General features: G+C 57.3%; 18 protein-coding genes. 1 reads left to right on the top strand and 17 read right to left on the bottom strand.

What is annotated here, in order from left to right; translation table 11 throughout:
• Positions 1 to 22: 22 nt before the first annotated feature.
• The 10 genes from ACQKIK_RS21585 to pilL2 form a co-directional block, all read right to left on the bottom strand.
• Positions 23 to 256 carry a TIGR03758 family integrating conjugative element protein gene (locus tag ACQKIK_RS21585; protein WP_041015690.1) on the bottom strand — a complete coding sequence of 78 codons (234 nt, stop codon included), beginning with the start codon at positions 254 to 256 and terminating at the stop codon, positions 23 to 25.
• A 5-nt stretch (positions 257 to 261) separates the two neighbouring features.
• Positions 262 to 606, bottom strand: coding sequence for an integrative conjugative element protein, RAQPRD family (locus ACQKIK_RS21580; protein ID WP_499137410.1), 345 nt, complete (start codon positions 604 to 606; stop codon positions 262 to 264).
• 143 nt (positions 607 to 749) lie between these two features.
• Complete coding sequence (locus ACQKIK_RS21575) at positions 750 to 1,049, bottom strand: hypothetical protein (protein ID WP_041015689.1); 300 nt, start codon at positions 1,047 to 1,049, stop codon at positions 750 to 752.
• Between the two features lie 37 nt (positions 1,050 to 1,086).
• Complete coding sequence (locus ACQKIK_RS21570) at positions 1,087 to 1,836, bottom strand: TIGR03747 family integrating conjugative element membrane protein (protein ID WP_499137409.1); 750 nt, start codon at positions 1,834 to 1,836, stop codon at positions 1,087 to 1,089.
• Between the two features lie 281 nt (positions 1,837 to 2,117).
• Positions 2,118 to 4,286, bottom strand: coding sequence for a type IV conjugative transfer system coupling protein TraD (gene traD / locus ACQKIK_RS21565; protein ID WP_121498521.1), 2,169 nt, complete (start codon positions 4,284 to 4,286; stop codon positions 2,118 to 2,120).
• 1 nt (position 4,287) lies between these two features.
• Entirely contained in the window at positions 4,288 to 4,779 is a 492-nt protein-coding gene (locus tag ACQKIK_RS21560; protein WP_230387625.1) for an integrating conjugative element protein, read from the bottom strand.
• Positions 4,780 to 4,826: 47 nt separating this feature from the next.
• Positions 4,827 to 5,381 carry a lysozyme family protein gene (locus ACQKIK_RS21555; RefSeq protein WP_041015686.1) on the bottom strand — a complete coding sequence of 185 codons (555 nt, stop codon included), beginning with the start codon at positions 5,379 to 5,381 and terminating at the stop codon, positions 4,827 to 4,829.
• Positions 5,378 to 6,124: a TIGR03759 family integrating conjugative element protein gene (locus ACQKIK_RS21550; protein ID WP_121498523.1), complete on the bottom strand. Its 747-nt coding sequence runs from the start codon at positions 6,122 to 6,124 to the stop codon at positions 5,378 to 5,380. Before ACQKIK_RS21550 ends, ACQKIK_RS21555 begins: the two co-directional genes overlap by 4 nt.
• A gap of 12 nt (positions 6,125 to 6,136) precedes the next feature.
• Positions 6,137 to 6,853, bottom strand: a complete 717-nt coding sequence (locus ACQKIK_RS21545) for a hypothetical protein (RefSeq protein WP_499137408.1) — start codon at positions 6,851 to 6,853, stop codon at positions 6,137 to 6,139.
• Positions 6,854 to 6,861: 8 nt separating this feature from the next.
• Positions 6,862 to 7,470, bottom strand: a complete 609-nt coding sequence (gene pilL2, locus ACQKIK_RS21540) for a PFGI-1 class ICE element type IV pilus protein PilL2 (RefSeq protein ID WP_121498525.1) — start codon at positions 7,468 to 7,470, stop codon at positions 6,862 to 6,864.
• A 150-nt stretch (positions 7,471 to 7,620) separates the two neighbouring features.
• Here pilL2 and ACQKIK_RS21535 point away from each other — a divergent pair, with 150 nt between their 5' ends.
• Positions 7,621 to 8,304, top strand: a complete 684-nt coding sequence (locus tag ACQKIK_RS21535; protein ID WP_058148351.1) for a hypothetical protein — start codon at positions 7,621 to 7,623, stop codon at positions 8,302 to 8,304.
• A gap of 63 nt (positions 8,305 to 8,367) precedes the next feature.
• Here the strand turns inward: ACQKIK_RS21535 and ACQKIK_RS21530 are convergent, their stop codons facing one another.
• From ACQKIK_RS21530 to ACQKIK_RS21500, 7 genes are all read right to left on the bottom strand, one after another.
• Complete coding sequence (locus ACQKIK_RS21530) at positions 8,368 to 8,634, bottom strand: hypothetical protein (RefSeq protein ID WP_125884080.1); 267 nt, start codon at positions 8,632 to 8,634, stop codon at positions 8,368 to 8,370.
• 43 nt (positions 8,635 to 8,677) lie between these two features.
• Positions 8,678 to 9,004 (bottom strand): hypothetical protein, encoded by a 327-nt coding sequence (locus ACQKIK_RS21525; protein WP_058148352.1) that lies wholly within the window; start codon positions 9,002 to 9,004, stop codon positions 8,678 to 8,680.
• Between the two features lie 87 nt (positions 9,005 to 9,091).
• The gene (locus tag ACQKIK_RS21520; protein ID WP_041015683.1) at positions 9,092 to 9,340 is read right to left on the bottom strand and encodes a hypothetical protein; all 249 of its coding nucleotides are present in this window, start codon (positions 9,338 to 9,340) and stop codon (positions 9,092 to 9,094) included.
• Positions 9,341 to 9,467: 127 nt separating this feature from the next.
• Positions 9,468 to 11,696: an SNF2-related protein gene (locus tag ACQKIK_RS21515; RefSeq protein WP_499137407.1), complete on the bottom strand. Its 2,229-nt coding sequence runs from the start codon at positions 11,694 to 11,696 to the stop codon at positions 9,468 to 9,470.
• A 20-nt stretch (positions 11,697 to 11,716) separates the two neighbouring features.
• Complete coding sequence (locus ACQKIK_RS21510) at positions 11,717 to 11,986, bottom strand: hypothetical protein (RefSeq protein ID WP_121498528.1); 270 nt, start codon at positions 11,984 to 11,986, stop codon at positions 11,717 to 11,719.
• 89 nt (positions 11,987 to 12,075) lie between these two features.
• The gene (locus tag ACQKIK_RS21505; protein ID WP_121498529.1) at positions 12,076 to 13,548 is read right to left on the bottom strand and encodes a DUF6094 domain-containing protein; all 1,473 of its coding nucleotides are present in this window, start codon (positions 13,546 to 13,548) and stop codon (positions 12,076 to 12,078) included.
• A gap of 39 nt (positions 13,549 to 13,587) precedes the next feature.
• Positions 13,588 to 13,824 carry a hypothetical protein gene (locus ACQKIK_RS21500; RefSeq protein WP_499137406.1) on the bottom strand — a complete coding sequence of 79 codons (237 nt, stop codon included), beginning with the start codon at positions 13,822 to 13,824 and terminating at the stop codon, positions 13,588 to 13,590.
• Between the last annotated feature and the right edge of the window lie 122 nt (positions 13,825 to 13,946).

Raw genomic sequence — 13,946 nt, 5'->3', positions numbered from 1 at the left:
GGTGACACAGCTAAAAATCGGTTTAAGAGACCAGTAGCGCGAGCAGGAGCAGGTAGATCATCGCGAACCGCGCCACCAGGGACGCCAGCGCGGACTTTTCCACCTGCCCCCTAGCCCAGCCCTTGTAGGCAGTCGTGACTGCCCATGCGCCCCAGAGCAGCAGTACAGCTAGGACGATCCCAACGACCAGATCCGAAAGCTTGTCAGCAGCAAAGCCGCCCGTTGCCTTGAAGGCAGCGCTCTGCGCCGTTGTCATCGCGCTCACGGCTGGTCAGACCCAGTACGGGTGTAATGGCCAGAAAGCTGGCCGGGATCACGTGGCTGAGCGCGAGCAGGCGAGAGGTAGCCTTGGATACCGGACCGCACCTGGCCGAGGTCCTCAAGCAGACGCTCGTAATCAAAGTGATAACGGTCGCCCTCGGCGGCAGGCAGCTCTGCGCTTTTCTGCGCAACCTTCTCGATCATGCTCAGCTGACGAAGAATGAGTTCCAGATTCGCCTGCTCATTTGCCGACCCGGCGGCTGAGCAAAGAGGGGAAAGCAGAAGTGCCGAGGCGAGGAGCAATGGCGCTGTAAGCTTTCGGAGAGGGGCCTCGTTGATCGTCATCATCTGAATCCTGGCGTGACATTGATTGTCAGGTTGCCAAGCCTCTGCGGGTTTATCCGCAGGAAATGCGATCTACGCGGTTCACCTATTTATTGACGTGAAAGAAAAGTGTTGACCGGTTTGTTGACGCGCTGAAGCCCGAACTAGGGCAGCTGTTTCTTGAAGAAGAAAAGATAGCCGTCAACGACGCAGTGCCCGTTACCCGGCTGATCTGATTGATTGTTCCCAGCCAGCCCAACCGCCCTCCATACAGCCTCAGTGGAAACCAATTCCCACCCGTCCTCGCCAAAGGCGGATAAAATCTGCTCCTGACTCCGGAGTGCGAATGCAGCACCCTGAGGTGCGCCAAAGTCTTCTCTGGACTGCTTAAACATCAGCCGCCCGATTGTTTCCTGCTGATAGGTCAGCGGTTCGAAATGCGTTCGGTATTCATAGCGCGCCATCGTTTGTTCCTCGTCATGTTGCGGCCCGCAACACCCATCACAGGTACTTCTTGAAGCTGCCAACCGTAACGCTCACTGCGAGGGCAAGAATGGCAGCGCAGGGCAACAGAATCAGAAGGGGGCTGATGCTAACTGGCATCGAGAGGTAGATCAGCCACGGCGCTACCGCCAAGGGTTTTATGGTCGCCCTGGCTCTGTGATGGACGAAACCAGACTCCAATCCTGCGCCGAACCTGCGAATGTCCCTTCGGACCAGACCGTCTACCAAGCCGACCGCGATAGCCATCAGGAACAATGGCGTGGTCAGGGTTAGCACAATCAGCCGAACGAGAAATGTGAGAACGGAAAACACAGCAGCCAAGGCATAGTCTTCGATTAGCACCATGGCCGAGCCGATCGCTTGGTCGAAGCTTCCGTCGCCCCGTAAGCTCTCTAGATGGTAGGCCTCGGATTGGCCATGGAAGAACTCCACGATGCCGGTATCTTCAAAGCCTGCCTTGTATGCAGCCTCAATCAGTTGGCTTGCTGTCAGCCCTGGCTCCTCGAGGATGAGGCTGTTTGTGAAGTCTTCCGAAATCCAGTCCAGCTCAAGGAACATCATGTCGCGGGCGTGGTGCCACCCCTGATCACCCCAGAAGAAGTAGAGGCCGATCCATTCAAAAATGACGCTGAGAAACAGAGATAGCAGCATCACCCCGATGAAGCGGAAGGGGAGAGAGATCGTCTTCCCTAACCAACCTTGTTCTCTGATCTGTTGTTGCTGTGCAGTGTTTGCCAGGTCAGCCATGGCGGGGTCCTAATGTATTGTGACGACAGCCGTTTCGCAGCGCAGAACCACTTGGCCGGCAACGGGATCTACCACGCGTATTGCCGGGGAGAGGTTTCGCCTAACCCATTCCGGGGCCAAACCCTGGCGATTCAGCTGATCGAACAATGTCTGCCCATCGAGCCAACCCAGACGCGCTAAACCAACGAGTCGAACCAGCGCGAAAGACAACGGAGCATTCGCTTCGGCCGCAAGTTCAACGAGTCGGATCTCAGAACGGGTAGGAGTTTGGGGTTGCATCATCATGCGCTCGGCTCCTGCTGCGTCTGCTCAGGCATCACCACTGACTGCGCGACATCTCCCTGGTCCAATTCAAGGTCATCAGGCAACGCATTCGCGATCGGTGAAGCGAATCCAGACCCGTTCCACCAGTCGCCACCGTCCAGGTAGTTTTTCCTCATATACCCGGCCAAAGCCTGTAAGTCCTTCGGCATATCCTCATCCGGATCGGACGCTGGGAGAGGCATACGGACCTTCCAAAGGTTCCCCCCCTCGATCAAGGCAAACGCTTGGCCTTTCGGCAGGCTCACCACGTTTGAGGGCTCGATGAGCGGGACCGTGACCGTGCTCACGCGGTCCTGAGTTTGAGAGGTAAACGCGGTGTTACCAGTGGGATCTGAGGTATCGGTGGCACCACTGACCTGCGTGGTGGTGTAGACATCAACCTTGCTTAACTGGCTGGTCAGTAGCTCTGCGGTGGCGGTTTCGCGAACGCGAAGCATGAAGAGGTTGTTGAAGTTACCGATCACCTGGCCTGCTTTGGCTTTGTTGCCGATCTTCGCCTCGATATCGCTCATGGTCTGGGTATAAGCGGTGACTTGGATTCCAGCACCGCCACCCTTGTTGATCATGGGAATGAACTCATTGCCCATGAGTTCGTTGAACTCGTCCGCGTGGAGGTTGATCGGCGTTTTAGACCCCCCATCTGCCCCTGGCAAACCATCATCGACGCCGTACTTGTAGATGTGGCCCGCAACCGAAACCAGATCCGAAAACATGGAGTTGCCAACAGCCGCTGCTACCTCAGGGTCGGATAGCGCATCCAGTCCGATGTACACGACTCCGCGCTTTCGGACGATCTGCATCCAGTCAAAGATCGGCCGCGGATCGTTCAAATCGTTGTAGTCCGGCGATATGAGCTCAGCCATCCGCCCAGTGGTCAGCTTCTCCAACAAGGGGAGCAGGGAAGCGACGATCTTGTCGAAATAGGTCTTGTCGTAGCGCACTGCGCTCCGCAACCCATCCATTACCGGATCCTCGACTCGCGTCTGGGACAGGTACTGATCGATCGCAACAACCCGAATCGGCTTGCCCTTCATGTTGAACGGGATGTTCTTGTCGTTGAGCTTCCCCTCGATCGCCACAATCTTTTCCCAGGCCTTCGGGTCTCGGCTGTCGAAGTACTTTTGGCTGTACTCCAGAAACAAACCCTCGATGTTGATGACGTGTCGCTGTATCTTTGTGTAGTCAGGCCGCTGACCCAGCTCGTTTAGAGCTCTCGCAATGATGTTCACGAACCGCCAGGAGAACTCCTTGAACGCAGCGCTGTTGCCTTCGCTCGGCAGCTGACCGGCGATCCTGCTTGCCACCTCGGAGATACGTCCGAAGCGGCCAACAGCGTTGTACCTGGCAGAGTGGTCAGGCCACCCAAGGTGAAAGACGTAGAATTCGCCGAGCCTGCCGGCACGCTTGGCCTCGATGTACATTCGCTTGAGCAGATCCGCATCGCCTTTTGGATCAAAGACGATCGTCACTTCGCCTCGACGTATATCCTGGGTGACGAACACCTCTGCAAGGCGGGTCTTGCCGACGCGAGTCGTGCCGAGTACCAAGGTATGGCCAACCCGCTCGCCAAGTGGAAGCGAAACCTCAACCTCGTCTGGCTCTATGCCGTGGAGGCGAGGGCTCCCTCCGACAGGCGGGAGGGGGCGCACGGGATTGCACCAAACATCCCAGCTCGTCAGCTTCGGCAACAGACTTATGGGGAAAGGCGCCCGCTCAAGCTTTTCCTCCAGCCGTCTTGCGAAGAGGTATGAGCTGCGAGGCTCGACGTAGTTGCGGTACTCAGGTCGGAAGGTCTGTATCAGCCGTTGGGTATGCTTCTGCTCCCACCGAAAGCCACGGCCAATGAAAAGACGCTTGTTACTGACCGGAACCTGCTTACTAGTCATCACGTAGCGGGGGAGGCGACGTATGTTGCGTTGGTACCGGAGCACAGTCAGCCCTTGCCTCAGTCGGACGCCCCCAAAAGCAAGGAAGAAAACCGCAGTGACGTAACCGAACTCCGGTGACAAAGCGAGCGCCCATGGTGAGTAGATGCTCAGGAAGGCGCCGCAGAAACAGACGAACACCGTATAAAGCTCAACGGGAGGCCTCAGTAGCGCCTCTATCGCGTGTTGTTTGACTGGCATGTTATTGCTCTACGCTTTTGGCAGTAATCAGGACGGGGTAATGGTCGAGCCCCAAACGCTCGGCAACGTCATCTCCCGCGGCCGGCACCATCCTCAAGTCAGGAGCTAGCGCCCTCAACTGAGCGAGTCGCCCAGCTGTTTCCACATTCACGACCATGCCCACGGCTCCCATGGCGCTCAACGCCTCGCTTCGCTCAACGAGCCACTGTCTCGACAGGTCATCATCGCCAACCATGAAGAAGGGCCGCAGACCCGGGGCATTTATCTCTCTCCTCTGGACCCGACCTGGGGTGACGCGCTGAGCGCGAACTGGGAGCATGTTCGCTTCGGAAATTTGTCGCAGGGGTTGCTCCTGCCCCCTGGCTGCGGGCTTGCCGCCTAGCGCTTCGTAATAGCGGGAAGCATCCTCGCCTCCACGGTCCTCGATCACCTTCAAATCCGCAGTAGCAAACCCGCAGGCCAGTGCCAGCGCTCCGCCAATGCATAACGACATGCGAGCACGACGCGTAGGGAGGCCCCCCCTGGAATGAGTCGCCGTTTTCATGGGTTCGTCACCACTAGAGTCGTCAGCTTGTCTCCTGCGACGCGCTGAAGCTGTTTACCGAACGCAAGGCGGTAACGCGCGGCGGCCTCGCCACCTGCAGGACGATGGTATTTACCAGCAGCGGCAGTCCAGTCACCTGTTTCGTCGTACCAGCCCCGCAAGATTTGCGCGCTTACCAGTAGGTTTTGATAAGGGTCCAGTGCATCGCACGGAGTCTTGAAATGATGGCCGTTCCAACCGATGTTCACCTGGCCTATCCCTGCGTCGACTCGCTTGGCGCCGACTTCCTGGATACCGATGAGCAGAGCAGTGCAGGCAGCACTGCGAGTGGCGAACCGGTACGGCTCACCAGCAATGTTCAATGTCCACGGCCAAGGAATGTATCGCCCGTTAAGCCTCGTCCCTGACTCCTGCAGGGCGAGGGAGAACAACACTGGTGACGGCACACCAACCGACTGCGCGGCCAGCTGATAGGCAGGCGGAGGGGTTTCCGCAGCAAAGATCGCCGGGGCCAGCAATCCCGTAAGCGCGAGGCTCGCAAATGTCCTCATTGGAGCACCCACTTTCCGTTGGCGAATCTGAGGGCCAACGGCAAGTCAGTACCGAGTTTTGCGTCCGAACTCTCTTGTAGTTCCGCCCAGCGCCCTTCGTCGTGGTTAAGAGTGATTTGCCGGCTACGGACCCTCTCCGGCTCGATCCCAGCACTTCGTGCCCAGCTGCGAACCTTAGAGTCGTCACCTTCGCTGCCTACCACGTATATATCAAAGGGAGTGTTTGACCGCTGCAGAGCGATAGCCTTCTGAACGCATGGAGCACAATCACTGGCCACGAAGAGAGCTAGCCGGCCACTCCCACCAGAGGCGGGAAGCCTTGCTTCCGAGCTACTGAACATAGGCTTTTCAGGCTTGAGGTTTACCACCTGCTGCCCTTGCACAACGACGCCTACAGCTTCGTCGTAAGCACGTTGATACAGAAGCTCCTTCTGCATCCGCTGCGTCTCCATCTGTGCCTGAATCCGCGCGTAATGCATGCGCTCCTCGTCAGTGCGCGCTTCGATACCTAGCACGGATACCGGATCGAGGCCTGGCGAATAGATTCCCCTCGGCCCGTCCATCAACTCTTGGTATCGCTTCCAATCCTCGGCCGTCAGGCCCCACTCGGCAGCTTTCTCCTCTGCGGTGCGTGCGAGCTCGGTGTTACGGATTTGACTGTCCACCATCGTCGAGGACGAACCATCAGCGTGAACCGTTGAGGTGAGCGCAAGCAGCAGGGGGAGGATACGAACGAAGCGCATGTGAGCTCCTACCTATCGAAGAAAGACGACTTGTTCGGTCCCGCGCACATCAAACTCAGCGGTTTTAGTGCCGATTCGTTCCAGCCTCCAGGACTGCCTGATGTCCCCGGGGCGGATCAGCGAGATCTGGTCAAGCCTGGTGCTACCGACAGGAGCGATAGAGAGAAATCGTTCACCGCCGCGCACCTCAATCCCCACCACGTCGAAGGGGGGAGTGAGTACTACGGGCTTCGGTGCCGGCTTCTTCTGGGTTGGACGTGAGACAGGCTGGGTTTGAGCTGGTGGTTTGCGCACTGAGAGTGCAGCTACGCGTTTGCCCAACGCATCCATGCCGGTCTGCAAGGTCTCAATCTGCGCTGTGAGGGCAAGCAGATCGCGAGCAGTACTGTCGTCACTGCGGAGCGATTCGACCTGCTTCTTGAGCGTCTCGAACTGCCGAGTCAGTGCGGCATGTGCCGATTCGAAATCACTCCGCTGCAGCACCTGTTTCTGGCGATCGACAATGCCTGTCAGCTCTTCGTCCACTAGGGCCAGGTGCTCATTGACTCCTTTGATCTGCAGCTCAAGTCGCTTGTCTTGTTGCGCGCTGGATAAACGCCCGATCTGCCATTGCTGAACCCCACCCCAAGCAGCTAGCAGAACGAACGCCGCCCCGATCGCGATTAGCAAAGCGGGCGACTTCTTCGGTTGAGCACGACGATCAGCTACTCGGCGCTCCTCCGGCGCCATGGGGGGAGTCATCGGGCACCCCCTTCCACTTGGGTGGCAGAAGCATTCACCAACGGAGTAGGTGTAGCGATACGCTCATATCCTGGACGCTTCTCGAAGCAGATGTTGCGCGAGACCTCGTCGACAATGACCTGCCATGCGGGTCCAGCAAGGACCTGAACAGTATTCCGCAGCGTCATAGGCCCAAGCTGATATTGCGAGGCCGGCAAGGGCAGTCCGTAAAGCACCTTGATCTCATCAGTCGCAGGGCAGAGACGGTATCCAGAGCGTTGCAGCACGTAGCTCATTGCATCGTGAACGCTAGGGTTCATCGACTGCGGAACGGTGACATCGATGATCTGACTTAGCAGATCTCGCTGCTCAGCCCTGGGAGAGGTACTGACCAGTGTGTACCGTCCATACCGCACTACCGGCTCCGGTACCGGCGCAGCCCCATTGGGATAGAGATCAGGCCGCACTTGCTCAGGGACGCGGCTGGCGTTGCCAGTCCCTGCTGATGCTCCAGACTCTGACCTATGTGTCGATTGGGCGCAGCCCGCAAGGGCAATCGCAAATAGCAGAGCGCCGGCCTGGATGCAGCCCCGGGCAGCTGCGGCCGAATGTCTGGGATCAACCATGTGTAAGCCCTCATTCCGAGATGGCTTGCACGATGACTCTGCGGGTTTCTTATCGCAGCAAACAATGCGAAACCGGCCGCTTCCTATTTTTTTGGAGAAGGTCCCGCTGTATCTTCGCTCCCCCATGACCAGTTGTAGAGCGACATCCCGATGGAGGAGTACATCCGTTTATTCCGCGAAGCAATGGAGCGGACAAACTCGGTTTCGCGTGGCTTATCGAACTACCCCCTAGAGCTAGAGCCCTCTCACTTCATCGACTTGCCGGCTGTAGCGTTAGCCATTGCGAAGGATTTTTCGGAGTTCCTTCCTCACACTGACGTTCTGCCTGGGAAATGCTTCCGTGTGGCCCGAGAGCTGTCCTACGTGCTGTTTGATCTGAGGATCAGACATACCGTTACCGTAGGCGATGTTGAGTTGAATGACGGGCTATATGTGAATGTGAGCTCAGAGCAGCTGCTGCGGGACGTGCTGGAGGGCTATCAGCTCGATTCTGTCGAGGGTCGCCCCGCCGGCAAGCCAATCAATGCGCATGCATGGATCACGCTGGAGAACGGCTCGGTTATCGACGCTACGATCTTGGCATCGCAACACCGTAAGAAGGCGGGCGCAGGCAAACCGCTTTCCTTTGAAGATGCGGTTTTCTACACCGGCAAGCCGGGTACAGTCGTCCGCCGACATATCCCGATGATGACCGGCCTCGTTTACCATCAGAAAGCCCTGACGGACTTGATAGACGGCGATTTCCAGAACTACTGCCAGTGGTCCGAGGATTACGGACGGATGATGGGCCGCATGGACTTGATGAGGTTAGTGCCAGCCCTCTCCACCATTTGAATTTGAGCTAGTAATTACCGGGCCATAGCCCGGTCTGGTGCTAGCAAGGCGCCTAAACCTACCCTACGGTTCGAAGCTACTGCCTGAGTCCTTATTCAGCCGACGCGTTTCTGTAACGTCTGGTGCTGCGTTTACCTGTTGGTAGGCGTTTTCGAGTTCAGCCAGCAGATCTAGATATTGTTGGTCGGTTATTTCCCCGCTATCCCGGAGGCCTGCGATTTCGCCGCATAGCTGTTGATACCGCGCCGCTGCCACTCCCTTTTTTCCACCAGCAAAACCGGCAATCTTAATCTGCATTCTGGCGAAGGCGTCGCTTACCGCATTGCTCATAGAAACCTCTCCTCAGGGTCTTTCATGGAGTTTTCCTTGTTCATCAGGTAGAGGTCCAGGAGATTGTTCGTCCTCGGAATGGGACCTGTAGATCCGCTCCGACAATTTGTTCCGGCTTCAGCTGGTTAACGGGAGCATTGCCAATGACCTTCCCCGAAACCTGCCCCAACAGTTCAAGCATTCCATGGTTCACGACATTACGAGACACCTGCCCATGGACTACCGCCTTACCGCCCTCTTCAATAATCAGCCCGCCAGCAAGCTGGCCACGGGCAATCAGTAGCCCACCAGCTTTGACATAGGTTGTCCCGGTAATTTGGCCGGTGGTTTCTTGCTGATCGTTGACGATCAAATCGCCTTTGTGCTGCATACCAAGTCCTCGATTCAGTGAGGTGGAGATCGCTCCTCTCCTACAGCCCAGGCCGATGCGGGGCTAGAGCGGTGCCGTTATCCTCGATCAGTTTGAGGTGCCGACAGCGACCCAGCATTTGGCTCCGTCGTACTCATTGCCGCCTTCTGCGATGAAAACGTGACCGTCTTCGTCCACTGCATACGCGCCAGGCTGCTCGTGCCCCGCATCTCGCAAGCAGTTTTTCCAGCCGTAAACCTTGCCCTGAAAAACCAGCACAATGCCCCCTTGGCGCTCGGGGTTGGCGTCGCGGTATCGCCTAGCGGCGATCCGTAACCTGCTTAGTAGATCGTCCATCACGTTTTCTTTTGCCATACGGTTTGCACAAATCTCGACCTTAGCGCATTGCCTACTCTTAGGCTCGCACAAGTCCTTTCGACAGATGAAAAAAAGCCCCCTTGCGGGGGCTAGCGTTTAAAGTGATTCAACAAGCGACGAGCTGCCTGGCCAACGCCATCTCAACCGAATCACCATCCTGGTTCAGCGAATCGAGCCCAGACTCAGGCACGTCACCAGATGTGGATTGCGATACTGCGATCTTCTTGGCCATCAGCTCCAGGCAAGCGATTTGCGATGTTTTGGCGTAGCCCAGAAACACCACCCGTACCGCCTGCTTTTGTCCGATCCGCCAAGACCGACGCGCAGCCTGCTGTAGCGTGTAGACGTTCCAGCCTGTTTGCATGAAGCAAATGGTTGGGAAGTCCAGAAGATCCAAACCCGTCTTTACCAGCTCGGGATTCGTGATCAACACGTCAACGCCTTTATCCACTTGATCGAGGATCCAGTCTTCACGGCGGGCCGTGTCGACAGAAGCGCGCAACACTGCGACCTTCAAGCCGCCCTGTTCCAGGATGGCCTTCAACCGCGAGGTCGTGTCACGCGTCCCCGTGTAGACCGAGTAGGCCAGGACCCTGCGCCCCTTGGCTTTTTCCTCTCGACAGAGTTCAAGCAGCTTTCGCTCCTTGGGCATCAGCTCTGCATCAGGAAAGATCGTTGGCACAAATGCCAACAGCGCCTTGGAGCGAGGATGCTTCACTGTTTCGGCCCGGAAACAACAGTCGGGCCATGCCAATAGGACGTTCAACACAACCCCTAGAAGCGTTGTGTCCCTACGAGCCAGTGCCTGTCTCAGTTCAGCTGTCAGGGTTGCAGCCAACCGGGCGTATGCCGCAGCTTGCTCATCATCCATATCCACCTCTACGAACTCCTCTTCGTAGGGTGGCAGCACGTTTCCACCGATGTCCTTGAGCTTCAGGAATACAGTGAATGGCAGCACGTACCTCAAAATCCCTTTCGGCCCAAACCCTGGCGCTTTTACAGACCTCACACTCACAGCTTTCCCACGAGCAGTTTTGTGCGACCGCGAGTCCTTCTCGGTGTAGATGTCCTTTAGCACCCCATGCTCTCGCATGAACGCCATCACCGCCGGCGCCAGACTTCCCCGCTCATTGGGCCGATACCCGTCCTCAATCATTCGCCTCGAAAGGATCCTGAACAGCAGGTAGAACAGATCATCGGCATAGCCTCCCATCAAGGTGCCCGTCAGCAGCAACGTCTTGCGCGCTTTAGCTGCCAGGACACCCATCGCTTGGCCTTGTGCGGTGCCAGCATTCTTGTACTCATGGCCCTCATCCACGATCAACAGATCAAACGTGTGGTCCGGCAGATACCGCTTGATGAACTCGGTCGGTTGGTAACCGCCCTCGCCCAGACCGAACTCGATGTTTGCCATTGCCCGCTCCATACGCTTCGCCTGCTTGTCGCTGAAGACGAAGTTGCCGTCGCGATCCATCAGATTGATGAACTCGTGGACGTTGTCGGCCAGCATCGAGGCGAGAAACTCCTCTCCGAACTGGCCTACCAGCTGCTCAGCCTTTACGGGGCCGATCGTTGGTATGCGACACATGGACTTGAGAATCACAGAACGCCGGCTGCTGCCTTCCGGCTTCCCTGGACGCATCAGCGTCCACAGCCGCTCGCCGCAGTGAGGACAGTTCTGGCGACGCTCATCGAGCTGGATCTGCTCAACGGTCCGATAGTTGCCCTCGTCATCCGTGAGTTTGGTGAAACAGCGAGGACATTGCGCGACTGCCAGGCCTTTTACCTTCTTGGCAAGACAGACGGGTTTCCAGTGGAAGCCCATACGCATGCGAACCCGGCCGAGAATGAAAAACTCCTGTTTTCCATCATCAGCACAGCCCAGCTGCTCGCGCAGTTTCAACAGCTTGGTGAGAGTATCGGGGCCGTTCAAAACCCAGACACGGGCATCAGGAACGGTTTCAAGGATCTCCCGACGCCATTTGTAGACCAGGTGTGGAGGCGAGACGATCAAAGACCGGCGATAGCCCTCTCGGTAAAGCACTGCGGCTACCGCGATGGCCATCATCGTCTTACCAGTCCCCATTTCTGCGTTGATCACGCCTGCTTGCTCTCCACGATCCAGCAACAAAGCGGCAATGGCTTGCACCACGTCCGCTTGCGCCGGAAATGCCTGCCGTTTGAGGGAGGCCATCACAGCCGCCCGTTTGTGATCCGTGACGCCGGCATAAACCGGAGGGTTGGATCGGTTGAGTGAATCAAGCAACTCTTCGCCAAACTCTCCGACAAAGTCGTTGAGATCGATCGAAAGCGCAGCGCTGGTAAGGTCGTTCATGGTGTTCTCCCCTCGGACGATCAGTGGCCAGACGCGGCGGTTGCTTGGTTTTCTTCCTCGCGCACCAACAGCACGGTGCCGAAGTTCAGACTCACCACGAGCTCATCGAGAGCCTCATCATTGAGCGATGACAAAACCTCGCCACCGTTGGTGGCTAGCTCATGCATGCAGTCAGAGCGGTTCACTGGGTCGCACATCCCCTGCTGCTGCCAGTAGCGCAGCGCAGCAATGATGGTGTGCAGATCGGCGTCACCGGAGCGCGCGCCGTTGGAGCAATTGTCGTTACGCATGTCTATTTCCTCAGTAAATGGGCATGCGCGGCCCCTACGGGCTTTGCAGAGGCCCACAGGGGTGGTTTTGCAGCGAATTGCTACGTTGGTTAGTACTCGGACGGGAACAACAGCGTGGTGACGCTCCTGTCCGCCTCTGTGATGATCCAAAGCCGCGTTTCAGCGCCGGCGTCGATGTCATAGGAGGAGAACAAGCGATCTCCGTTGTGCAATGCAGCCTCGTTCATGCGACGGTCTGATTCGTCCAACTCACCCCAGTCGCCGGCGAAATGCCGGCGTATGTAGGTGGCAGGATTGAATAGCCCTTCAGCGACGGCTGCCTGAACACCGCAGGTGAACACCAGATGCCCGGTGGGGAACCTGGCGGACTCTGCTGCGAGCCTCAGCGCCTGAACCTCGTCCTCAGGACTAGATTCCGGTGCTTGTGGATCCGCCTCTACTGCAGGCGACGAACTGATCCGCATGATCTTGCCCAGGTGCTCTGAACCAGGAGTGAGATCCCAAGCCAGAATCACCGGTACAAAGCGGTCAGTCAGAATCCGAACCTCGCTGAGAGAGCCGTCCTCGTTCTCGGTGAACTCAGTTTTCCGCGTTTTCTCCTTGTGGGTGTTTCCCTTCAAAACCAGCACCTTGCCGGTCTTGGAGGTGACAACTCCAGAGATAGCCCCCGCGGCCAAGGCCAAAGCCAAGTGCCAGGAAGACAACGCTCGAACTGGAGGGCGCGGTTGCGTCCCTACGTGATGAAAGTGCAACCCGAAGTCGGACCAGAGTCCAGATAGCCGCTTGGTCTCCTCGAGGAACTGCTCAGGCTCCAAAGTCACGCGGTAGAAGTGCTCTACCTCTCCTGTTGCTGCTGGCACTGTGTACGGCTCCAGTGTCCACTCAAGAGGCAGCTCGTCTGGCTCTTTCTCTCCGGTCCCGATCGCAAGAAAGTGGTCCTTGAGCTCCCCATGGGGAACGGTCCGGTCCTGATCCTTGCGTTTGGTGCGGATGCCGAAAATGACAACCTGACGAAACTGCTGCTCCGGAGCTTTGAAGATCCGCAACTCGGAGAAGTGATTGCACAACCATCCTGAAAACTCCTGATCCAGACAGCTGTTCGGGACTATGCAAACCATCACACCACCGTACTGCAGGTAGTGGATGCATCGCTGGTAAAACGCTTTCTCCAGCCGGCGACGGCCCTTGCCTTGGTACTGCGAGGATCCGCTGTGATCGGCTACAAGGTCACCATAGGGTGGGTTGAACCAGAGCAAGCCGAACGACTGCCTGGAGATGAGTGTGTCGAAGAGATCGCTCTGCAGTGCATGGTCCACCAAGGTTCTGGTGTGCTCTGCCCGCTCACGGTCATATTCGACTGCATAGACCTGAACGTCTTCCCGGCCTAGCGCATGTGCAGCCTCTGCTATAGCAACACCCTCCCCTGCGCACGGATCGATGATCCTCATCGATCCTGCAGAGGGTGCGAGCGCGCTTATGGCACGCTCCAGGGTCGCTTCGTCAGTTGGGTAGTACCCGTTCTTGGCAAAGTTGCGCGCCAGACGTGGAAACATGAGTCCCATGTGAACCTCCTGATTCGGGGTATAGAAAAGCGCAGCGGGCTATGCCCGCTGTGCGCTGGTGGTGAGGATTCCGTTTCGGATAAGGTCGCCGAGAGCGGCTTCCAGAAGGTCAAGCTTGAGATTCAACCGCCATGCTTTGACTGGCCCGAGGGCCGCCGGCAAGGGCACGAGCATTTGCTGTTCCATCAGCAGATCGAGCACAGGGCGTTGCCAATGCTCAAGCAGTGGCAACGGGCATGTCTCACGAACCAGTGGCCAAATCACGTTCTCACTCATGGCTTCGCCAGGAGGAAGAAGTGCGATTGTTGCCGCTGACCGAAAACTGACCCAGTAGAGGCTGTTCTGCCGACTGAAAACTGACCCAGGTGTTCAACTGCTTCTGCTCAATTTTTGAGCAG

The organism is Pseudomonas sp. NPDC047961 (genome assembly GCF_050272435.1).
Lineage (GTDB): Bacteria > Pseudomonadota > Gammaproteobacteria > Pseudomonadales > Pseudomonadaceae > Stutzerimonas.
Note: the sequence above shows the minus strand (reverse complement) of the source record. Positions and strands in the feature narration are given on the sequence as shown.